Here is a 19,804-nt window from a genome sequence, read left to right on the forward strand (position 1 = left end):
CGTGGCAGTGCACCGGAGACTAGGATTGCTTCGTGGCTGGGCTGATTAAACGGGAAGACATCGATGAAGTCCGCCAGCGCACGGACATCAAGGAAGTCGTCGACGGCTACGTCACGCTCAAGGGCGCCGGCCTCGGCTCCTACAAGGGCCTCTGCCCTTTCCACGACGAGCGCTCGCCGTCGTTCACCATCCGCCCGCAGGTAGGCCGTTACCACTGCTTCGGCTGCGGCGAGGACGGCGATGTCATCTCCTTCGTGCAGAAGCTGGACCACACCTCCTTCCATGAGGCCGTGGAGAAGCTGGCCGCGCGGATCGGGTACGAGCTCCGCTACGAGGACGGCGGCACCGGTCCCAGCCGAGAGGAAGTCGGCAAGCGCCAGCGGCTCCTCGACGCCCACAAGATCGCTGACGAGTTCTTCCGCGCCCAGCTGCTGACAGCCGGTGCCGCCGAGGGCCGGAAGTTCCTGCAGCAGCGGGGCTTCGACCGGGCAGCAGCCGACCACTTCGGCGTCGGCTACGCACCCCAGGGCTGGGACGCGCTCCTCAAGCACCTGCGCGGCCGGGGCTTCACCGATCCGGAACTGAAGCTCACCGGGATGTTCTCCGAAGGCAACAGGGGAATCTACGACCGGTTCCGGGGCCGCCTGATCTGGCCCATCCGGGACATCGCCGGCGACACCATCGGCTTCGGCGCCCGCAAGCTCTACGAGGACGACCAGGGCCCCAAGTACCTCAACACCCCGGAAACCACGCTCTACAAGAAGTCCCAGGTGCTGTACGGGATTGACCTTGCGAAGCGGAACATCGCCAAGGACCGGCAGTTGGTGGTGGTGGAGGGCTACACGGACGTCATGGCCTGCCACCTTGCCGGAATTCCGACGGCGGTTGCCACCTGCGGTACGGCGTTTGCCGCCGACCACATCAAGATTGCCCGCCGCCTGCTGTCCGACGACGGCACCGGGGGAGAGGTCATCTTCACCTTCGACGGCGATGCGGCCGGCCAGAAGGCGGCCCTGCGGGCCTTTGAAGAGGACCAGCGCTTCGTGGCCCAGACCTACGTGGCCGTCGAACCCACCGGTGCCGACCCCTGCGACCTCCGCCAGACGCGAGGTGACGCCGCCGTCCGCGACCTTATCGCCTCCCGGCGCCCCCTCTTCGAATTCGCCATCCGCGCCACCCTGCGGCGGCACAACCTGGACACCGTGGAGGGACGGGTCGCCGCGCTGCGGGAGTCCGCCCCCGTGGTGGCCCAGATCCGCGATGCCGGGCTCCGGCCTGGCTATGCCCGGGAACTGGCCGGGTGGCTGGGAATGCCCATTGAGGACGTCACCAGGGCTGTGGGGGCCGCCGCGAAGCGCGGGGCACCCAGTGCACAGGCGCCTGGGTCGCAGGCTCCCGGTGCGCCGGCGGGCGGACCGCAAGCCAGCGGGGGCGCTCGATCAAACGGCGCCGGATTCAACTCAGCCCCGGGGAGTGGCCAGAACGTGCCCGGCGTAGCGGCGCTCCCGCCGTCGGGCGTCCTTCCATCCTTCCACCGTCCCGACCCCCGGGACCCGGTGGCGTCCATGGAGCGGCAGGCCCTCGAGGTGGCGCTGCAGGAGCCGGCAATGCTGGGTGGTGCGGCCTGGGAGCGGTTCGCGACAGCCCGGTTCGCCACGCCCGCCTACCAGGCCATCCACGATGCCATCCGCGCCACGGCTCCAGGCTTCTCCGGCGATGCCGTGCAGTGGGTGGAAGCTTTGCGTCAGGAGGTTCCCGAGCCGCTGCAGCCGCTGGTTTCGGAGCTCGCCGTGGTTCCACTGCCTGCGAACACCGCCGAAGCGGTACAGAAGTACTGCCGGGACATCCTCGCCAGGCTGTTCGAGCTGCAGATCACCCGCGTGAAGGCAGACAAGCTGGGGCAGTTGCAGCGGCTCGATGCCGGCGCCCATCCCGAGGAGTTCCAGCAGCTGAACCGGGAACTCATGATGCTTGAAATGGAGCGCCGGTCGCTGCGCTCCGATGCCTAGGTTGCGCCTGCCAGCGTCTTCAGGCCAGCGTCTCCAGGGCCGGGTCGGCGGGACAGTCAAAACGCCGATTTCGTTTCCGGGCCGGGTGTTTGCTAGGCTAGTACCCGCTTCATTCCTCCTTAGCTCAATTGGCAGAGCATTCGACTGTTAATCGAAGGGTTGCTGGTTCAAGTCCAGCAGGAGGAGCGCACAGTCCCCGTTCCGGGTTCCGGAACGGGGACTTTTTTATACCCCGGAGGGGTAATTGTGCGCGGCGCTGGCGCCGATTTCACATTGCGGCAGAACGTTTGCTAATGTCATACCTGCTTCATTCCTCCTTAGCTCAATTGGCAGAGCATTCGACTGTTAATCGAAGGGTTGCTGGTTCAAGTCCAGCAGGAGGAGCGCGCAGTCCCGCGGTTGGCCCCAGAGCCGGCCGCGGGACTTTTTTGTGTCGTCAGTGCGGTGCCAGACGAAGCGGCGTCAGACGAAATCCATCTCCACCTGGAGGAAGCGCTCTGCCTCGGCTATGGCGGCTTCAAACGCTTCCCGCTCGGTGGGAGACTTCCGCGGCTCGCGGGGGTGCCATTCGTGGGGCGAGGAGTGCACGCGCGTGAAGCCGCCGTCGGGCGGGGCGTAGAAGATGCCGAACCGCTGGACGGGCCATTCGGGAGAGGTTTCGGGGGCCACCAGCAGGGCGGCATTGAAAGCCGGGTTGAACCACTGGGCTATGGGCCGGCGACGGTCCTCGGTGAAAAGTCCCGCCGCATAGAGCGCTGCCGACTGCGCACTGGTCTGTGTGCACAGCCGGTCCCACCACAACGGCAGAATGCCGGAGTCGCACCGCTGCCACGTGGCCGGAAGCGGGGGGTGATCCTGCCAGTGGGGCACGTAACAACTTTATCGCGCAGGTACCCCAGCGAACAGATGGCCCGGCGTCGATCGCCCCCGGCCTGGAGGTGCGGCGCGGTTTAGGGGAAGCGGCGGGTCAGGGCCGGTTCCACGGTCCCGGATTGACGCGGTACAGCAGAGCAGAACCGACGACGGCGCCCACCAGGATGCCCAGCGCCGCGTTGCCCATCATCCTGCCGGCGAAGAAGCCGGCCACGGCGCCGAGGATGGCTCCAAGGAACAGTCCTCGGCCGTTGCGGTGGGGTTTGCGGGTCATGGTGCCAGCCTACCCGGCGTGGCCGCAGCGGAACTCAGTGGATGGAGGGCACTGTCCGGGGCCGGACCACAAGCCACAGGGCGGCTGCGGCGAGGAAGATGCAGTAGGCCTGGACCGCGCCCATGGGAGTGGCGGAATTACCTCCCAGCCACCCCACGACGGGGGAGATGATGCCCGCCATCAGGAACGTGGACGCCCCGAGCAGGGACGCGGCCGTGCCGGCCTGCGCTCCGTGGCTGGCCAGGGCCAGGACCTGCACGCAGGGGAAGGTGAACCCGGTGCCCAGGATGTAGAACCACAGCGGAACCATGACGCCCCAGAGCCCGAACCCCAGCTGGTCGAACACCACGATCAGCACGGCCATCAGGAACATCCAGGCGGTGGAGCAGGCAAGGATCCACTGCGGCGGGACGCGCCTTATCAGCCGGGAGCTTGTCTGCACCCCCGCGACGATGCCCAGTGAGTTGATGCCGAAGAGGAGGCCGTACTGCTGGGGGGAGAACCCGAAGATGTCCTGGAACAGGAAAGGGGACGCCGAGAGGTAGGTAAACAGGCCACCGAAGTTCATCCCGCCCAGCATCAGCAGCCCCACGAAGATCCGGTCGGAGAAGAGCACACCGTACCGCTGCCGGGCCGTCAGGCCGGACAGGCCCCGTTTCTCCCGCGGCAGTGTCTCCCGGACCAGCACGACGGCGGCGAGGATCACCGCGGTGCCGTAGCAGGCCAGGAACACGAAGATGCCCGGCCATGGCATGACCAGGAGCAGCTGGGATCCAATAACGGGCGCCAGGATGGGCGCGAGCCCGTTGACCAGCGCCATCCGGGAGAACATCCGGACCATGGCGTACCCGCTGAACAGATCGCGGACCATGGCCATCGCCACCACGCCGCCTCCGGCCGCGCCGATACCCATGAGGACGCGGAACACGCCCAGGGTCGCGATGTCGGTGGAGAGCGCCGCGCCGAACGAGGCAGCGATGTGCAGGGCCGTGGCCAGGATCAGTGGCAGCCTGCGCCCGAACTTGTCGCTGAAAGGTCCCACCACCAGCTGCCCCAGGGCAAAGCCGACAGTGGTGCCGGTCAGGGTCAGCTGGACGGCAGCTTCCGAGACGTTGAGGCTCGCTTCCAGGGCAGGGAAGGCGGGCAGGTAGAGGTCCACGGTGAAGGGCCCAAGGGCGGTGAGCGCGCCGAGTAGAAGGATGTACAGGAATTTCTGCCGGCGGCTGAGCGCATCGCCCGGGTTGGTGGTGGTCACAGAGAACCATCCTAGGGCTGACAGATCAGACTTTTACAGCGTTGGAGGGCTCGCCGGGGCTAATTCCAGAAGTTCAGGCTGACCCTGAATGATAGTTTTGTCAGCGGGGGCGCGCGGACGTACCGGAAACCCCCGCAGCAGCGAAAAAATCGACGACGGAACCAGTAAGGCGGAACCTATGAGCGGGCGTCACAGCGGGCGGACCAACCAAGGACTGCGTATCACTGCGCTGCCAAAGACAGTGAAGCTGGCCCTCAAACTTGCGCCGCGCCAGCTCAATGATGAGATCGCCCTGGCCAAGATCGAAGCGAAGCGCAAAGGCAAGCAGCTTGGCGTCGCCGGAGCCTTCTTCGGCGTGGCCGCCGTTTTCCTGGCCCTGCTGGTCACCGGCCTGATCGTGGCAGCCATCATGGGCCTGGCCACCATCATGCCGGCCTGGCTGGCTGCGCTGCTGGTCAGCGCGGTCTTCCTGCTCATTGCACTCATTGGCGGGCTCATCGGCCTCCGGAAGTTCAAGCGCGCCATGCCGCTGATTCCGGAGGACACGCTCCGCGGTCTCAAGCATGACCTGGGCATTGCCAAGGAGGGCTCGGACTTCGACGCCGCCGTGCTTGATCCCAACTCGCCCCAGGCCAAGGCCGCGGCCGAAGCAAAGGCTGCCGAGAAGGCCAGGGCCAAGGCTGATAAAGAAGCCAAGAAGGCGGCTGAAGCAGTGGACGTTCCCGTGGCCACCGAGCCTGAACTCCGCCGCCGGCTGAAGCAGCGCCGTGAACACCTGACCGGTGTGCGGGATGAGCTTGGCGAGGAACTGGACGTCAAGACCCAGGCCCAAGCCCTCCTGGGCGTGGCGAGGCACCGCGCCGCGGAGGGCAACGAGAAGTTCCAGGACGCGCGCGGACGTGCCGCCGAACGCTTCGCCGCCCTGTCGGCATCGGCCCGCTCCGGGGCTTCGGAGGCCTCGCTGCCCGGCCAGTTGGAGGCACGCTGGAAGCCGCTGCTTGCCCTCGCAGCCTCAACCGCCGTCCTGCTCGCTCTACTGCGGAAGCTCTTCAAGAGCTGAGCCTTGCCCTGAACGAAGACTGTAAGAGGCCCGCCGGCCGTGGAGAGGGAGGCCTGATGAGATTCATCGGTGCTGGTTCCCGTCCGGGCCGGCCGCATGTCGATCGCGATCTGGTCTTTACCGTCCCCAACCTCCTTACGGTACTGCGCTTCATGGGCGTGCCGATCTTCATCTGGCTTGTGCTGGCCCAGAAGGAGTACGGATTGGCCGTGCTGGTGTTGGCAATCATGGGCAGCACGGACTGGGTGGACGGCTACGTCGCCAGGCGGTTCAACCAGGCCTCCAAACTGGGGCGAGTCCTGGACCCCATCGCCGACCGGCTGGCCCTGATAGCCGTTGCGGTCACCCTGGTGATCGCCGGCGTCGTGCAGTGGTGGTACCTGGCAGCGCTGGTGGTTCCCGATGCCGTCCTGCTGGGCATGTCCCTGTTCTATTTCCGCAGCCACCCCGACCTTCCCGTCAGCCTGGTGGGCAAGGCCCGCACCGGCCTGCTGCTGCTGGGAACTCCGCTCCTGGTGCTGTCCAAGCTGTCCATTCCGTTCGCCGGAGCATGGTTGGTCGCGGCATGGGTGGTTCTGGGGCTGGGGCTCGTTGGCCACTGGATTGCTGCCTACAACTATTTCTGGGCGATCCGGCGCAAAGGGAAAATGCAGACGGCTGACGACGGCGGGAACGGCTGATGGTCTGGGTTGCGGTTTTGCTTGCGGTCATTGGCGCCTTTTGCCTGGCCTTCGGTGCCCAGCGCCAGGGCAGCGCCGTCAAGGCGGACACCGGCGGTCTTGCGCTGAGCTCCCACGGTTTCCTGCGCCTCCTGCGGAACCCCCGGTGGGTCTTCGGCCTCCTCCTGCTCTGCCTCGGCATGGCCATGAACTCCGTAGCACTGGTCACGGCACCCCTCACCGTGGTGCAGCCCATTGGCGCCATCGCCCTGGTGGTCACCACCGTGGTCAACTCCAAGGACCAGGGAGTGACCATCAACCGCGCCACGGTGGTGGCGATCACCGCGTGCGTGACGGGATCGGCGCTGTTCGTCCTGCTGGCCGTCAACGTCACGCAGGAAAGCCACCACGTCTCGCCTGAAGACGAACTCACCGTCGTGCTGCTGCTTTCCCTGGCGGTGGGCATCTTCGGCAGCCTCGCCGCCATGTTCAAACACCGCATGAGCGCGTTTATTTACATCCTGGGTGCCGGCATCCTGTTCGGCTTCGTGGCCGTGCTGACGCGGATCATCGGCAAACACCTGCTGGACCCGAACGGCCTGGTCCTGCTGAACGTACCGTGGTATTCAGTGGTTGCCATCGTAGCGGCCGGGGGACTGGGCTCCTGGTTCGTCCAGAGCGCATACTCCACCGGTCCGCCCGATCTGGTGATTGCCGGCCTCACCGTGATCGACCCCATTGTGGGCATCGCGATCGGCATCACGATCCTTGGCGAACTGCGCCCCGATGTCCACGCCGTCTTGGCTATTGCCATGGGTACGGCGGCAACCCTTGCTATCGTGGGGGTAATTGCCCTTTCAAGACACCATCCCGAGGTCACCAAACGGAAGAAGGACGTTCGGAAGGCCACGGGCAAGGCGTCCCACTAGCCGGTTATTACTGCGGACCAGGCAAGAATGTGCCGGTGCATCACGTGCCGGCACCGGCCGGTGTGGTCAGCCGCAGCCGACCACCATGACCACCAGGAGCTTTCTACGTGACCATGCCCGACGCCCAGCGTCCACTGACCATCCTTATCGCGGCCGACACGTACCCGCCACACGTTAATGGAGCCGCCCAGTTCGGCTACCGGCTGGCCAAAGGCATGACGGCTCGCGGACACGATGTCCACGTGTTGGCCTGCCGGCAGGATAAGGGCAAGAGCTTTACGGAGTTCCGCGCCGAAGCCACTGTCCACCGCCTCCGCTCGCACGGCGTTTTCACGCACGAATACTTCAGGGTCTGTTTCCCGTGGGAGATCAAGAAGGAAATCAGCCTCCTGTTTGACAAGGTCCAGCCGGACGTAGTGCACATCCAAAGCCACTACATGATCGGCGAGCACGTCCTGTATGAGGCAGTGAAGCGCGGCATCCGCATCGTCGCCACCAACCACTTCATGCCGGAGAACCTCAACCCGTTCCTGCCGTTCCCGCAGTGGTTCAAGGACATCATCGGGAAGATCTCCTGGAAGGACATGGGGAAGGTCATGGGCCAGGCGGACGTCGTTACGACGCCCACGCCGCTCGCCGCGAAGGCGATGCACCAGCATGCCTTCCTGCGCAAGGTGCTGCCCCTGTCCAACGGCATCGACTCCGCAGCGTATGAGCCCAAGCCGGATGAAGTCATTGAGCCCCACGAACACCCGACGGTGCTGTTCGCGGGCCGCCTGGCTGAGGAGAAGCACGTTGACGTGCTGATCAAGGCGGTCGCCGCCACGCCTGCCGACCTGAATGTCCATCTTGAAATCGTCGGCGGCGGTGAGGTGCGCCCGTCGCTCGAGGCCCTGGTGGAACGGCTCGGACTGCAGAACCGGGTGAAGTTCCTGGGCCTGGCCAGCGATGACGAACTCCGTGAGGCCTACATCCGGGCCGACCTGTTCTGCATGCCTGGTACCGCGGAACTGCAGTCGCTGGTGACGCTGGAGGCCATGTCGGCATCAACGCCGGTCCTGCTGGCGGACGCCATGGCCCTTCCGCACCTTGTGCGCGACGGCGAAAATGGCTACCTGTTCACGCCGAATGACAGCGCGGACCTTTCAGCGAAAATCACCCGGATTTTCCGCTTGCCGGCCGAGGAGCGGAAAGCCATGGGAGACGCCAGCCGCTGCATGGTGGAACCGCACAGCATCCAGGGGACGCTGCAGACGTTTGAGGATCTGTACTACGGGGCGAACTACGAGGACAAGGTCGTCTAGCCTCCAGGTCGTCTGAAGGCCAGCGGTGTCTGAAGTGGTCTGAAGCCCTCCGGCGGTTTGCTAGAGTGAATTTGCCCCACCGACGACGGGCCCCTCGCGGGCCGCCGCTGGCCGGGCGCACCCTCCCGGTATGCGGGGCCGGTGCACGGGGCTATAGCTCAGCTGGTTAGAGCGCGGGACTCATAATCCTAAGGTCCTCGGTTCAAGTCCGAGTAGCCCTACCTTTAGAGCCCTGATCTGCGTCTACGCGGATCAGGGCTCTTTCCCTTTTCCGCAGTGCTGCGATATGTTACTCACCAGTAACTGTTCCGCCGGCGTCGTGTTGTTCCGCGGCTGTCGGCCACTGCGAAGGAGCGCCATGTCCGCCGTTGAAACCGACATCAACAGCCTGCCCTACGCCGATGGCGACTTCTTCTTCTTCGAACAGCTGCTCAGTCTCAAGGAGCGGGATAGGCTGGCCGAGGTCCGCTCCTTCCTGACCCGGGAAGTGAAGCCGATTGCTGTGGACTGCTGGAACCGCGGCGAATTTCCCATGGACCTGATTCCCAGGCTGGCCGAGCTCGACCTCGTCAGCCCGGTACGGCGCCAGGGCTATTCCAACCTCTTCGCCGGCATCGTTCACGCGGAGGTCACCCGCGCAGACACGTCCATCGCCACCTTCATGGGTGTGCACGACGGGCTTTTCACCGGCTCCATCGAAGCCCTGGCTTCCCGGGAACAGCAGGATGCCTGGCTGCCTGACATCTACTCGCTGCGCAAGATCGGGGCCTTCGGGCTGACGGAGCCCCTGGGTGGTTCCGACGTCGCCGGCGGCACGCGCACCACTGCAAGGCGGGACGGCGACCGCTGGATCCTCAACGGCGCCAAGCGCTGGATCGGCAACGCAACATTCTCCGACTGGGTAGTGGTCTATGCGCGCGATGTGGCCGACAACCAGGTCAAGGCCTTCCTCGTGGACACGGCGCTGCCGGGGTTTAGTGCAACGAAGATCGAGAACAAGATCTCGCTGCGGACCGTGCAGAACGCGGACATCACGCTCGAAAATGTGGTGGTGCCGGACTTCTTCAAGCTGGCCAACGCCAACAGCTTCCGCGATACCAACAAGGTCCTGAAGGTCACCCGCCTCGCTGTGGCCTGGCAAGCAGTGGGCCAGCAGCTCGCCGCCTTCGACGTGGCCCGGCGCTACGCCGTGGAGCGGCACCAGTTCGGGCGCCCGCTGGCCTCCTTCCAGCTGGTGCAGAGCCAGCTGGTCCAGATCCTGGGGAATGCAGTCAGCTCCATGGGCATGATGGTGCGGCTCGCCCAGCTCGAGGATGCAGGCCAGGCCAAGGATGAGCAGTCAGCCCTTGCCAAGGCCTTCACCACCGCGCGGATGCGGGAAAGCGTCGCAATCGGCCGCAGCCTCCTCGGCGGAAACGGCATTGTGACGGACTTCGAAATGGCAAAGATCTTCGCCGACGCCGAGGCGATCTACTCCTACGAGGGCACCCACGAGGTGAACACGCTGGTGGCCGGCCGGGCCGTCACTGGCGTCTCCGCGATCGTCTAAGTCAGTTCAGCGGCAGCAGCACCGAGGGCCGCAGGTCCAGGATGAAGGACAGCGGATTGAGGTACTCCTCGCCGCGGCGGACGCCCCAGTGCACGCAAGGTGAAGAGCCGCAGTGGCCGGCCAGCAGGGTGCCCACCACGGCGCCCTTGGCCACGGAAGCGCCCTTTTTGAGCGTACTCCGCACCGGTTCGAAGCTGCTGCGCAGGCCATTGCCGTGATCAATGGTGATGACGGGCCGGTCCACCACCACGCCCACAAAGCTGACGGTGCCGGACTCCGGGGCGGTGACCGGACCGCCGTCGGACGCGGATCCAAGGTCCACGCCCCGGTGCCCGCTCAGCCACGGCTTGTCCGGGGGATCGAACGGGCGCAGGACCGCCGGCCGTGGCGCAAGTGGCCAGCTCCAGCCCGATGGCGCCGGCGTAGTGGCCCGGGCGGGTGAAACTGTTGGTAAAGCGAACGGTGCAGGTGCAGCGGAAGGTGCGGCGGCCGCCGTCGTGAGCAGGAGCAGTGCCGCCATCACATAAGCTCTCATGTTCTTAGCATGGGCACCCGATCCGCCGGCCGGAACGGGGCCTCCGGCCTATGTGGAAAACGCCGCCCGGCGCGGCAGGACCGGTGCATTTGCCGCGGTCCGCTGTAGTACACTTGGTGGAGCAGTTTGCTGTGCCCTCAACGCATTCCATTTCGTGGCTAGCGTCAGCACGCCCCATTCAGGAGTGCGGGGGAGCAGCAGCTGACTACGCGTATCCAGCCCTCCACAACCGGTAAGCAGTTGCTTGCTGCTGCGGAGGATTGTGCCTCTTTCGGTCAGGCCCGGCAACGGTCCTGATGAGATGTGCAATGGATGCCAGGAGCTTGTGCCCTCCGGGCCAGGCTAAATAACCGTCAACTATTGGCAGGGTAAGAGCGGCCGCGGCCGCTCTCATGAATGACCTGCCGGAAGGAGCGTCGGCATGCCCGTCGTAACTATGCGCCAGCTGCTTGACAGCGGCGTCCACTTTGGACACCAGACCCGCCGTTGGAACCCGAAGATGAAGCGCTTCATCTTCACCGAGCGCAACGGCATCTACATCATTGACCTCCAGCAGTCGCTGTCCTACATCGACCGCGCCTACGAGTTCGTCAAGGCCACCGTTGCCCACGGCGGCACCGTGCTGTTCGTCGGCACCAAGAAGCAGGCTCAGGAAGCCATCGCCGAGCAGGCCACCCGCGTTGGCCAGCCGTACGTCAACCAGCGTTGGCTCGGCGGTATGCTCACCAACTTCCAGACTGTTGCCAAGCGTATCCAGCGCATGAAGGAACTCGAAGAGATCGACTTCGACGACGTCGCCGGCTCCGCTTACACCAAGAAGGAACTGCTGCTTCTGCGCCGCGAGCTCACCAAGCTCGAGTCCAACCTCGGCGGTATCCGCAACCTGACCAAGGCACCGTCCGTGCTGTGGGTTGTTGACACCAAGAAGGAGCACCTGGCTGTTGACGAGGCCAAGAAGCTCAACATTCCGGTTGTGGCCATCCTGGACACCAACTGCGATCCGGACGAAGTCGACTTCCCGATCCCGGGCAACGACGACGCCATCCGCTCCGTGAACCTCTTGACACGCGTTGTTGCTGACGCCGTTGCTGAGGGCCTGATCGCCCGCAACCAGCGCGCAACCGGCACCACCGAGACCCCGGAAGAGCCGCTGGCTGAGTGGGAGCGCGAGCTCCTCGAAGGCAGCAAGACCGAGGAAGCTCCGGCTGCCGAGGCTGCTCCGGCCGCTGAGGAAGCTCCGGCTGCCGAGGCTGCTCCCGCCGCTGAGGAAGCCCCGGCTGCCGAGGCTGCTCCGGCCGCAGAGGAAGCCCCGGCTGCCGCCGAGGGCACCGACTCCGCGAAGTAAACAACTTCATCGGGATTTCCGGGCGCTGTCCGCAGCGCCCGGGCAACTGACAGGATGGCAGCTCACCAAGTGAGCTGCCGTCCTGTCGGTCCGTACACACAAAAATTTTCTAGACAGAGGGGTTCACATGGCGAACTACACTGCCGCTGATATCAAGGCTCTGCGCGAGCGCACCGGCGCCGGCATGATGGATGTCAAGAAGGCTCTCGACGAAGCCAACGGCGACGCCGAGAAGGCAATCGAGATCATCCGCATCAAGGGCCTCAAGGGCGCCACCAAGCGCGAAGGCCGTTCCACCGCTGAAGGCCTGGTTGCTGCCAAGGTCGCCGGCGGCGTCGGCGTAATGATCGAGGTCAACTGCGAAACCGACTTCGTCGCCAAGGCTGACAAGTTCATCCAGCTGGCCGACAAGGTCCTGGCCATCGCCGTCGAGTCCGGCGCTGCCGACCTCGAAACCCTGCTCGCCACCGATGTTGACGGCAAGCCGCTGTCCGAGGTTGTCGTCGAAGAGGGCGCAATCCTCGGCGAAAAGGTCGTTGTCCGCCGCATCTCCCGCATCGAGGGCGCCACGGTCGACGCTTACCTGCACAAGACGTCCAAGGACCTCCCGGCCCAGGTCGGCGTCCTGTTCGCTGTTGACGGCGAAGGCGAAGCAGCTGCCACCGCCGCGCACGATGTTGCCGTTCACGTTGCCGCTATGGCTCCGAACTACCTCTCCCGTGAGGACGTTCCGGCCGAGCTCGTCGAGTCCGAGCGCCGCATCGCCGAGGAAACCGCAAAGGCCGAGGGCAAGCCCGAAGCTGCGATGACCAAGATCGTCGAAGGCCGCGTTACCGGCTTCTACAAGGGTGAGGTCCTGGTTGACCAGGCTTTCGCCAAGGACGCCAAGAAGTCTGTGGCGCAGGTCCTCGAAGAGGCCGGCGTCAAGGGAACCGCCTTCACGCGTTTCCGCGTCGGCTCCTAGTCTGACACGCAAGGGGGTGGCCACTTCGGTGGCCGCCCCTTTTGCATGCACCGGCCATATAAGAAATGTGAGCGCTGGCCGGATGCGCGATAACCTAGCTCAGAGTTCACCAACCGGAAGGCACCATGGAAGCCGTCAATACTCCCGTCCAGTCAGAGAAGAGCAGGCGTCGGGTTCTCCTGAAGCTGTCCGGTGAAGTCTTCGGCGGCGGCAAGCTGGGCGTCGACCCGGACACCGTCCGCGCAGTAGCTAAGCAGATCGCTGCCGCCGTTCCCGACGTCGAGGTTGCCATCGTGGTTGGCGGCGGTAACTTCTTCCGGGGTGCCGAGCTGTCCCAGAGCGGCATGGACCGTTCGCGTGCCGACTACATGGGCATGCTGGGAACCGTTATGAACTGCCTCGCCCTGCAGGACTTCCTGGAGCAGGCCGGTGTTGAAACCCGGGTCCAGAGCGCCATCACCATGGGACAGGTGGCCGAGGCCTACATTCCGCGCCGCGCCATCCGCCACATGGAGAAAAACCGCGTGGTCATCTTCGGTGCGGGCGCAGGCCTGCCGTACTTCTCCACGGACACCGTGGCCGCCCAGCGTGCACTCGAGGTGCACGCCGACGTGGTGCTCATGGCCAAGAGTGGCGTGGACGGCGTGTACACCGCCGACCCGAAGAAGGACCCGAGCGCTGAGAAGTTGGAAAAGCTGAGCTACGACGACGCACTCCGCCGCGACATCCGCGTCATGGACCAGACCGCCATGACCATGTGCAAGGACAACAAGCTCTCCATGGTGGTGTTCGGCATGGAAGGCGAAGGCAACGTCACGCGGGCCATCCGCGGCGAAAAGCTGGGAACACTGGTCACGCCCTAGTTACAGCTAGGATATTTCTAGGACGGTTCCGCCCATTGGGCGGGACCAGGATTGTGAAATGCCCCGGTTGGCCGGGGAACCAATTTCTGAGGAGAGACCGTGATCGAAGAAACCTTGCTCGAAGCCGGGGACAAGATGGACAAGGCTGTTGAGGTAGCCAAGGAAGACTTCGCCTCGATCCGGACGGGCCGCGCCACCCCCGGCCTGTACAACAAGGTCATGGTGGAGTACTACGGGACCCCCACCCCGCTGCAGCAGCTGGCATCCTTCGCGGTTCCCGATGCCCGCACCATCCTCATCACCCCCTACGACAAGACCGCCCTGCGCGACATCGAGCGGGCACTGAGCGATTCCGAGGTCGGCGCCAACCCGTCCAACGACGGCAACGTCATCCGCATCACCATCCCGGAGCTGACGAAGGAACGCCGCAAGGAATACGTCAAGATCGTCAAGTCCAAGGGCGAGGACGCCAAGGTGTCCATCCGCAACATCCGGCGCAAGGCCAAGGAAACCCTGGACCGGCTTGTCAAGGACGGCGAAGCCGGTGAGGACGAGGGCGCCCGCGGCGAAAAGGAACTCGACGTGATCACCAAGCAGCACGTCGACGGAATCGACGAGCTCCTCAAGCGCAAGGAAGCTGAGCTGCTCGAGGTCTGATGGGCCAGGCACAGCAGGCCCCAGGTGTGCGGGCCCGAACACGGACCCGCCAACCAAGGCCAAACCCCACCCCTGGGGCCGGGCGCAACCTGCCGGCCGCAATCGCCGTGGGCTTGGCCATGCTCCTCGCGGTGCTCGGCGGGCTCCTCTTCCTGCCGCTTGGCTTTGTTGCCGTCGTCACTGCCTTCGCAGCCTTCGGCGTGTGGGAGGTCTTCCGCGCGCTCGAAGCGAACGGCACGCGCCTGCCCATCGTGCCAGTCATGGTGGGCACGGTGGCCATGCCGTTCTCGGCCTACTTCGGCGGGCTGGAAAGCCTGCTGTTCGCGATGCTCGCCAGCAGTGTGGCGGCGCTGCTGTGGCGGTCGGTGGAAAGCGCGACGGGTTCGGCCCGCAGCATTTTCGCCGGGGTTTTCACCCTGGCCTGGGTGCCCTTCCTGATCAGCTTTGCCGCGCTGCCGCTTCATGTGGAAGGCGGCGCCTCCCCGGTGGGGCCGTGGCCCGGCGGAACAGTGCCGGAGGGCGCGTGGCAGATCGTCATCCTGCTGCTCCTGGTGGTTTCCAACGACACGTTCGGTTACCTCGTGGGCGCCCGGCTGGGCAAGCACCCCATGGCGCCAAAGATCAGCCCGAAGAAGTCCTGGGAGGGGTTCGCCGGGTCCATCGCGGGCGCCATGCTCGTCGGGATCCTGGCCAGCATCTTCCTGCTGAACAAGCCCTGGTGGGTGGGCGTCGTGCTGGCGATCGGCATGGTGGCGGCCGCCACCGCCGGAGACCTCGCCGAATCGATGGTCAAACGCGAACTCGGCGTCAAGGACATGAGCAGCATCCTGCCAGGACACGGCGGGGTGATGGACCGGCTGGATTCGATCGTGTTCGCGTCGCCGGTGGCCTTCATGCTGTTCGTCCTGTTTTCCGGGGCCTGAGTTTCCCCGGACTTGTTTTTCCCAGCAGGGGCTTCCCGGCAGGTGCCTCCGGCACCCGGCCCTCCTCAACGCCCTAGAATAATGCGGTTACGACCCGCGGAAGAAGTATCGAAGGAAACATGGTGAGAGTGGACAGCAAGCGGCAGATTCCGGCGTCGTTCGAACGCGTGGCGCGGACGGACTACGGCTACAACGCCAAGCAGGTGGACCAGTTCCTGCAGCAGGCCCGCGTATCACTGGAGACGCCCGAAGCTGCCATCCACCCCGTCAAAAGCGCCGATGTCCGGTCCGTCTCCTTTGACCCCGTCAAGGGCGGATACTCGGCCATCGCCGTGGACGCCGCACTTGACCGGCTTGAAGACGCCTTCGCCCGCCGGGAACGGGACGACCTCATTGCCGAACGAGGCGAGGACGCCTGGCTCCGGCAGATCGGGCAGCTTTCCGGGACACTCCGCGGCCGCCTTCACCGGCCCGACGGCGAGAAGTTCCGTCGCCCGGTCAAGAAAAACGCACGCAGCTACAACACCAAAGATGTGGACGCCCTGTGCCGGGACCTGATCGGCTACCTGGAACAGGACAAGCCCCTCAGCGTTGACAACGTGCGCCGGGCCGTCTTCCGGCCTGCCGCCGGCAAGGAGGGCTACGAGGAGACCCAGGTGGACGTCTTCCTCGACCGTGCCGTCGAGCTGATGGCCGCCATCGACTGACGGCTTGGCCGCTCAGCGTTGGCTTGCCCGCTCAGCGTTCCGTAACCAGCGGCCGCTCGGGCGTGTGCAGCCTGGTCATCACCCTGGTGATGGTCCGCGGCACCCGGGAACTGGTGGCACGCGACGTCAGGACCATCACGGTGAAGGCTGCCGGCACGCTCCATGCGGCGGGCTGTGCCAGCCACGGCGGCGTCCCCGCCATGCCGAGCACCGTCCCCGCCACCATGGCGCCGCCGCACAGCAGGCCGCCGGTCACCATCCCGGCGATCGCGCCGACGTCGGTCAGGCCCCGCCACCAAATGCCGAGCAGCAGGACCGGGCAGATCGTGGACGCAGTGAAGGCGAAGACCAGGCCCACGCTCCCGGCGAGGGCCAGTGAGTCCGTCATGAGCGCTAGGCCCAGCGGAACGATGATCGAGACCAGGGCCGCCACCCGGAAGCCGCGAACACTGCCGCCGAGGACGTCCTGGCTGATCACACCGGCCAGCGAGACGACGAGCCCCGACGTTGTGGACAGGAAGGCGGCGAAGGCCCCTGCCACGACGAGCGCGGACAACAGGTCCCCGGCCGGGCCCCCGACGAGGCGGCCTGGAAGCAGCAGCACCAGGGCATCCGCCTGCCCCGCCCGTGCCAGGTCCGGGGCAAACAGGCGCCCGGCCAGTCCGTACGCCGTCGGAAACAGATAGAAGACAGACAGCAGGCCCAGCACGATCAGCGTGGTCCGGCGCGCCGAGTGCCCGTCGGGATTGGTGTAGAAGCGGACCAGGACATGCGGCAGTCCCAGCGTTCCGAACAGCAGGGCAACGAGCAGCGAGATGCTCTGGTAGGGGCTGGCCGGGGCCGCCCCACCCGGGTTCGTGGCCACTGCCGCGAGGGCTGGAGCGCCATCCTCCGCCAGGACCAGCAAAATGAAGATGAGGGGCACGGCCAGTGCCGTGAGCTTCAGCCAGAACTGGAAGGCCTGGACGAACGTGATGGAGCGCATGCCGCCGGCCACCACGGTGAGGCACACCACCACCACGACGGCGGTCGAGCCGGCCCAGGACGGCAGGCCGGTGGTGGTCCGGATGGTGAGGGCAGCGCCGTGCAGCTGCGGGACGATGTAAAGCCAGCCCACCATGACCACAGCAAGGCTGGTGACACGGCGCACGGCCCGCGAATCGAGCCTGGCTTCGGTGAAATCGGGGATGGTGTAAGCACCGGAGCGCCGCAGCGGCGCGGCCACAAACAGCAGAAGCATCAGGTACCCGGCGGTGTAGCCCACGGGGTACCACAGGGCATCCGTGCCGGACAGCAGGATCAGGCCGGCCACGCCCAGGAAACTCGCGGCGGAGAGATACTCCCCGCCGATCGCCGACGCGTTCCACCAGGGTGGCACGGTCCGGGAGGCGACATAGAAGTCACCGGTGGTGCGGGAGATCCGTAGTCCGTAGAAGCCGATCACCGCCGTCGCCACGGAAACGGCGGCCACCGCCGCGATGCCCACTGCCGGATTCACTGGAGGGTCACTTTCCGGAGCATTACTTTCCCCCGGCGAGGTCGCGGTAACGGGCTTCGTTCCGTGCCGCGCTGCGGATGTACAGCCACGCGCTGATCCCGGTCACGGGGTAGATCCCGGCGCCCAGCAGGAGCCAGTCGAACGGGATCCCCGCAATCCGGGTTTGCGCCAGCCCCGGTGTGGCGGCAAGCAGCAGCGGAAAGGCGCCGAGGATCAGCAGGAAGCCGCCGGCCACCACAAGGGCAAGCCGGAGCTGGGAGCGGATCAGCGAGCGGACGAACACCTGGCCGACGGCCGAGTCCTCGGCGGACTCGCGCGGCTCGGCCGAGGAGTCGGCCAAACTGCGGGACGCCGAACGGGGCGCCGTGACCCTGACGCGCGTCATGGCTGCGGCCGGATCCTGGTTGCCTCAAGCTTCTCGCGGACGGCCGGCAGGTGCCGCCGGCTGATCGGCAGTTCGGCGTCCTCGACCGAGACGCTGGGGCGGACCGCGGCGAGCTTGAGGTGGGAGACGTGGGCGAGGGCCACCAGATAGGACCGGTGGGTGCGGATGAAGCCCGCGTCCGCCCACTGCTGTTCCAGGTCGGCGAGGGGAACCCGGATCAGGTAGCTGGCATCGGCGGTGTGGAGGCGGGCATAGTCACCCTGCGCCTGGACGTACGTGACGTCGTCACGCCGGATCATCCTGGTGGTGCCGCCCTGGTCCACGGTAATCATCTCTGGCGTGGCACCGCCGCCGTCGCGGATCAGTTCACTGATCCGGCCCACGGAGCGGGCCAGCCGCTCGGCCCGGACGGGCTTCAGGAGATAGTCAACGGCCGCAAGCTCGAATGCCTCCAGCGCGCAGTCCTCGTCGGCTGTCACGAAAACGACGGCGGGCGGGCGGCTGCTGCGGGAAATGGCCCGGGCGATGTCCAGGCCGGACACCGCCGGCATGTGAATGTCCAGGAAGACGGCGTCCACGGCCTCGGCTTCGAGGACACGCAACGCTTCGGCGCCGGAGGAGGCGCGCAGTATGGTGCCGATCCTCTCGTCGCGGCCCAGGAGGAAGGCAAGCTCCTCAACTGCCGGCAGCTCGTCGTCGGCGACGAGAACGTTAATCATGGTCCTAGGTTATCTTTCGGGCCCGCTGCTTCGGCCAAAACTCGTCAGGCATCAGCATATTTAGGCATCGTGGTCCGGCTGCGACTTCGGGACCCGCATGGTGATGAGCGTGCCCTCGCCGGGAGCCGTCTCGATCACCAGTCCGTGATCGTCGCCGTACACCTGCCGGAGCCGGGCATCGACGTTCCGCAGGCCCACGTGCTCACCGTCCACGTGGCCGGCCAGCATGGACTGCAGCTGCACCGGATCCATGCCCACGCCGTCGTCCTCGATGGTGACCTCCGCGAACGCGCCCGAATCGTTGGCTGAGATGGTGATGTGGCCTGGACCCTCCTTCGCCTCCAGGCCGTGCCGGACCGCATTCTCCACGAGCGGCTGCAGGCTCAAAAACGGGATCACCGTGCTCAGCACCTCCGGGGCGATCCGCAGGCTGACCTGCACCCGTTCCCCGAACCGGGCCCGCTCCAGCAGCAGGTACCTATCGATGCACCGCAGCTCCTCGGCCAGCGTGGTGAAGTCGCCGTGCCGCCGGAACGAGTACCGGGTGAAGTCCGCGAACTCCACCACGAGTTCGCGCGCCCGGGCCGGATCGGTGTTGATGAAGGAGGCGATGGCGTTCAGCGAATTGTAGATGAAGTGCGGGCTGATCTGGGCGCGGAGGGCCCGCACCTCCGCCTCCATCAGGAGCGTCCGGGAGGCGTCCAGCTCGGCCAGCTCCACCTGTGCGGCCACCCAGTCGGCCACTTCGGTGGTGGCGCGCACCAGCCCTGCGCCCGCCTGCGGTGCGAAGGCCGCCACAGCTCCCACCACGCGTGCGCCGGACCGGACGGGGGCCACGACGGCGGCGGCGACGGATCCGGACTTGGGGGAGTGGAGCTGCAGGTCGGCGGCGTTGAACACCTGGGTCCTGCCGCTGGAGAGCACGTCCGCGGCGAGCGCCATCAGACCGGGACGCAGCTCCTCGGCGGTCCCGTCCCAGGCCAGTACGCCGGATACATCCAGAATGGCCAGCGCGTCACAGCCAAGCAGGGCCCGCAGCTGGCGGCTTGCCTTGGCGGCACCCGCGGGGTTCAAACCCGTCCGCAGGTGCCGTCCGGCTTTCGACGCGGCGTGGAGGGTGTTGTAGGTGGCCCGCTCGGCGTCGGTGCCCAGCTCGCGGAAGGAGCGCAGCACCTTGAGTCCGACGGCGACGACGACGGCCACCGCGAGCGCGATGAGGGCCACGGCGGCCGCGGAACAGAGAGGGGAGTCCGGCATGCTGCCAGCGTAGCGCGTGCCGTTTGGCGCAGCAGCGAC

At 66.1% G+C, this 19,804-nt stretch carries 20 protein-coding genes and 3 tRNA genes; 15 read left to right on the plus strand and 8 right to left on the minus strand.

Annotation, left to right across the window (positions count from 1 at the left end):
* The first annotated feature begins 32 nt into the window (after nucleotides 1-32).
* From dnaG to J7I85_RS09550, 3 genes are all read left to right on the plus strand, one after another.
* Complete coding sequence (gene dnaG, locus J7I85_RS09540) at nucleotides 33-2,009, plus strand: DNA primase (protein WP_214850559.1); 1,977 nt, start codon at nucleotides 33-35, stop codon at nucleotides 2,007-2,009.
* Nucleotides 2,010-2,122: 113 nt separating this feature from the next.
* Nucleotides 2,123-2,195, plus strand: a tRNA-Asn gene (locus J7I85_RS09545).
* Between the two features lie 125 nt (nucleotides 2,196-2,320).
* Nucleotides 2,321-2,393 (plus strand) — tRNA-Asn (locus tag J7I85_RS09550).
* 78 nt (nucleotides 2,394-2,471) lie between these two features.
* Here J7I85_RS09550 and J7I85_RS09555 read toward each other — a convergent pair.
* The 3 genes from J7I85_RS09555 to J7I85_RS09565 form a co-directional block, all read right to left on the minus strand.
* Nucleotides 2,472-2,879 (minus strand): hypothetical protein, encoded by a 408-nt coding sequence (locus tag J7I85_RS09555; protein ID WP_076798221.1) that lies wholly within the window; start codon nucleotides 2,877-2,879, stop codon nucleotides 2,472-2,474.
* Nucleotides 2,880-2,976: 97 nt separating this feature from the next.
* Nucleotides 2,977-3,156, minus strand: coding sequence for a hypothetical protein (locus J7I85_RS09560; protein ID WP_102970802.1), 180 nt, complete (start codon nucleotides 3,154-3,156; stop codon nucleotides 2,977-2,979).
* 34 nt (nucleotides 3,157-3,190) lie between these two features.
* Complete coding sequence (locus J7I85_RS09565; RefSeq protein WP_214850561.1) at nucleotides 3,191-4,411, minus strand: multidrug effflux MFS transporter; 1,221 nt, start codon at nucleotides 4,409-4,411, stop codon at nucleotides 3,191-3,193.
* Between the two features lie 178 nt (nucleotides 4,412-4,589).
* On the opposite strand from J7I85_RS09565, the gene J7I85_RS09570 reads away from it, so the two are divergent.
* The 6 genes from J7I85_RS09570 to J7I85_RS09595 all read left to right on the plus strand — a co-directional run bounded on the left by J7I85_RS09570 (nucleotide 4,590) and on the right by J7I85_RS09595 (nucleotide 9,912).
* Nucleotides 4,590-5,471, plus strand: a complete 882-nt coding sequence (locus tag J7I85_RS09570; protein WP_214850563.1) for a phage holin family protein — start codon at nucleotides 4,590-4,592, stop codon at nucleotides 5,469-5,471.
* Nucleotides 5,472-5,527: 56 nt separating this feature from the next.
* A complete protein-coding gene (locus tag J7I85_RS09575) occupies nucleotides 5,528-6,151 on the plus strand; it encodes a CDP-alcohol phosphatidyltransferase family protein (protein WP_102970805.1) in 624 nt (207 codons plus the stop codon).
* On the plus strand, nucleotides 6,151-7,059 hold the full coding sequence (locus J7I85_RS09580; protein ID WP_214850565.1) for a DMT family transporter: 909 nt from the start codon (nucleotides 6,151-6,153) through the stop codon (nucleotides 7,057-7,059). The genes J7I85_RS09575 and J7I85_RS09580 overlap by 1 nt, the downstream gene beginning before the upstream one ends.
* 107 nt (nucleotides 7,060-7,166) lie before the next feature.
* Nucleotides 7,167-8,363: a glycosyltransferase gene (locus J7I85_RS09585; RefSeq protein WP_214850566.1), complete on the plus strand. Its 1,197-nt coding sequence runs from the start codon at nucleotides 7,167-7,169 to the stop codon at nucleotides 8,361-8,363.
* 147 nt (nucleotides 8,364-8,510) lie between these two features.
* Nucleotides 8,511-8,584 (plus strand) — tRNA-Ile (locus J7I85_RS09590).
* A 137-nt stretch (nucleotides 8,585-8,721) separates the two neighbouring features.
* Nucleotides 8,722-9,912 (plus strand): acyl-CoA dehydrogenase family protein, encoded by a 1,191-nt coding sequence (locus J7I85_RS09595; protein WP_214850568.1) that lies wholly within the window; start codon nucleotides 8,722-8,724, stop codon nucleotides 9,910-9,912.
* Between the two features lies 1 nt (nucleotide 9,913).
* Here the strand turns inward: J7I85_RS09595 and J7I85_RS09600 are convergent, their stop codons facing one another.
* The gene (locus J7I85_RS09600) at nucleotides 9,914-10,447 is read right to left on the minus strand and encodes a M23 family metallopeptidase (RefSeq protein ID WP_251024109.1); all 534 of its coding nucleotides are present in this window, start codon (nucleotides 10,445-10,447) and stop codon (nucleotides 9,914-9,916) included.
* A 421-nt stretch (nucleotides 10,448-10,868) separates the two neighbouring features.
* On the opposite strand from J7I85_RS09600, the gene rpsB reads away from it, so the two are divergent.
* The 6 genes from rpsB to J7I85_RS09630 all read left to right on the plus strand — a co-directional run bounded on the left by rpsB (nucleotide 10,869) and on the right by J7I85_RS09630 (nucleotide 15,906).
* A complete protein-coding gene (gene rpsB, locus J7I85_RS09605; protein WP_214850571.1) occupies nucleotides 10,869-11,792 on the plus strand; it encodes a 30S ribosomal protein S2 in 924 nt (307 codons plus the stop codon).
* A gap of 127 nt (nucleotides 11,793-11,919) precedes the next feature.
* Nucleotides 11,920-12,756 carry a translation elongation factor Ts gene (tsf, locus tag J7I85_RS09610; protein ID WP_214850573.1) on the plus strand — a complete coding sequence of 279 codons (837 nt, stop codon included), beginning with the start codon at nucleotides 11,920-11,922 and terminating at the stop codon, nucleotides 12,754-12,756.
* A gap of 125 nt (nucleotides 12,757-12,881) precedes the next feature.
* On the plus strand, nucleotides 12,882-13,619 hold the full coding sequence (pyrH, locus tag J7I85_RS09615; protein ID WP_190606905.1) for a UMP kinase: 738 nt from the start codon (nucleotides 12,882-12,884) through the stop codon (nucleotides 13,617-13,619).
* Between the two features lie 99 nt (nucleotides 13,620-13,718).
* On the plus strand, nucleotides 13,719-14,276 hold the full coding sequence (gene frr / locus J7I85_RS09620) for a ribosome recycling factor (protein ID WP_003805927.1): 558 nt from the start codon (nucleotides 13,719-13,721) through the stop codon (nucleotides 14,274-14,276).
* The gene (locus J7I85_RS09625; protein ID WP_214850577.1) at nucleotides 14,276-15,199 is read left to right on the plus strand and encodes a phosphatidate cytidylyltransferase; all 924 of its coding nucleotides are present in this window, start codon (nucleotides 14,276-14,278) and stop codon (nucleotides 15,197-15,199) included. Before frr ends, J7I85_RS09625 begins: the two co-directional genes overlap by 1 nt.
* Before the next feature lie 119 nt (nucleotides 15,200-15,318).
* Complete coding sequence (locus tag J7I85_RS09630; protein ID WP_251024110.1) at nucleotides 15,319-15,906, plus strand: DivIVA domain-containing protein; 588 nt, start codon at nucleotides 15,319-15,321, stop codon at nucleotides 15,904-15,906.
* A 31-nt stretch (nucleotides 15,907-15,937) separates the two neighbouring features.
* On the opposite strand, the gene J7I85_RS09635 is transcribed toward J7I85_RS09630, so the two are convergent.
* The 4 genes from J7I85_RS09635 to J7I85_RS09650 are packed head-to-tail and all read right to left on the minus strand — an operon-like array spanning nucleotide 15,938 to nucleotide 19,765.
* Nucleotides 15,938-17,404 carry a cation acetate symporter gene (locus tag J7I85_RS09635; protein WP_214850580.1) on the minus strand — a complete coding sequence of 489 codons (1,467 nt, stop codon included), beginning with the start codon at nucleotides 17,402-17,404 and terminating at the stop codon, nucleotides 15,938-15,940.
* A 22-nt stretch (nucleotides 17,405-17,426) separates the two neighbouring features.
* On the minus strand, nucleotides 17,427-17,789 hold the full coding sequence (locus tag J7I85_RS09640) for a hypothetical protein (protein ID WP_214850583.1): 363 nt from the start codon (nucleotides 17,787-17,789) through the stop codon (nucleotides 17,427-17,429).
* Entirely contained in the window at nucleotides 17,786-18,508 is a 723-nt protein-coding gene (locus J7I85_RS09645) for a LytTR family DNA-binding domain-containing protein (protein ID WP_214850585.1), read from the minus strand. Before J7I85_RS09645 ends, J7I85_RS09640 begins: the two co-directional genes overlap by 4 nt.
* Before the next feature lie 60 nt (nucleotides 18,509-18,568).
* Complete coding sequence (locus J7I85_RS09650; protein ID WP_214850592.1) at nucleotides 18,569-19,765, minus strand: sensor histidine kinase; 1,197 nt, start codon at nucleotides 19,763-19,765, stop codon at nucleotides 18,569-18,571.
* Nucleotides 19,766-19,804 lie beyond the last annotated feature (39 nt).

Origin of the sequence: Arthrobacter sp. ISL-65 (assembly GCF_018613795.1) — a bacterium.
Taxonomy (GTDB): domain Bacteria; phylum Actinomycetota; class Actinomycetes; order Actinomycetales; family Micrococcaceae; genus Arthrobacter.

Bases quoted from the DNA above. Each gene is read 5' to 3' on its own strand.
- J7I85_RS09575 (WP_102970805.1), top strand. From the start codon at position 5,528: ATGAGATTCATCGGTGCTGGTTCCCGTCCGGGCCGGCCGCATGTCGAT.
- J7I85_RS09645 (WP_214850585.1), bottom strand. From the start codon at position 18,508: ATGATTAACGTTCTCGTCGCCGACGACGAGCTGCCGGCAGTTGAGGAG.
- tsf (WP_214850573.1), top strand. From the start codon at position 11,920: ATGGCGAACTACACTGCCGCTGATATCAAGGCTCTGCGCGAGCGCACC.
- pyrH (WP_190606905.1), top strand. From the start codon at position 12,882: ATGGAAGCCGTCAATACTCCCGTCCAGTCAGAGAAGAGCAGGCGTCGG.
- J7I85_RS09600 (WP_251024109.1), bottom strand. From the start codon at position 10,447: ATGAGAGCTTATGTGATGGCGGCACTGCTCCTGCTCACGACGGCGGCC.
- rpsB (WP_214850571.1), top strand. From the start codon at position 10,869: ATGCCCGTCGTAACTATGCGCCAGCTGCTTGACAGCGGCGTCCACTTT.
- J7I85_RS09595 (WP_214850568.1), top strand. From the start codon at position 8,722: ATGTCCGCCGTTGAAACCGACATCAACAGCCTGCCCTACGCCGATGGC.
- J7I85_RS09625 (WP_214850577.1), top strand. From the start codon at position 14,276: ATGGGCCAGGCACAGCAGGCCCCAGGTGTGCGGGCCCGAACACGGACC.
- J7I85_RS09640 (WP_214850583.1), bottom strand. From the start codon at position 17,789: ATGACGCGCGTCAGGGTCACGGCGCCCCGTTCGGCGTCCCGCAGTTTG.
- J7I85_RS09570 (WP_214850563.1), top strand. From the start codon at position 4,590: ATGAGCGGGCGTCACAGCGGGCGGACCAACCAAGGACTGCGTATCACT.
- J7I85_RS09560 (WP_102970802.1), bottom strand. From the start codon at position 3,156: ATGACCCGCAAACCCCACCGCAACGGCCGAGGACTGTTCCTTGGAGCC.
- J7I85_RS09630 (WP_251024110.1), top strand. From the start codon at position 15,319: ATGGTGAGAGTGGACAGCAAGCGGCAGATTCCGGCGTCGTTCGAACGC.
- J7I85_RS09580 (WP_214850565.1), top strand. From the start codon at position 6,151: ATGGTCTGGGTTGCGGTTTTGCTTGCGGTCATTGGCGCCTTTTGCCTG.
- J7I85_RS09650 (WP_214850592.1), bottom strand. From the start codon at position 19,765: ATGCCGGACTCCCCTCTCTGTTCCGCGGCCGCCGTGGCCCTCATCGCG.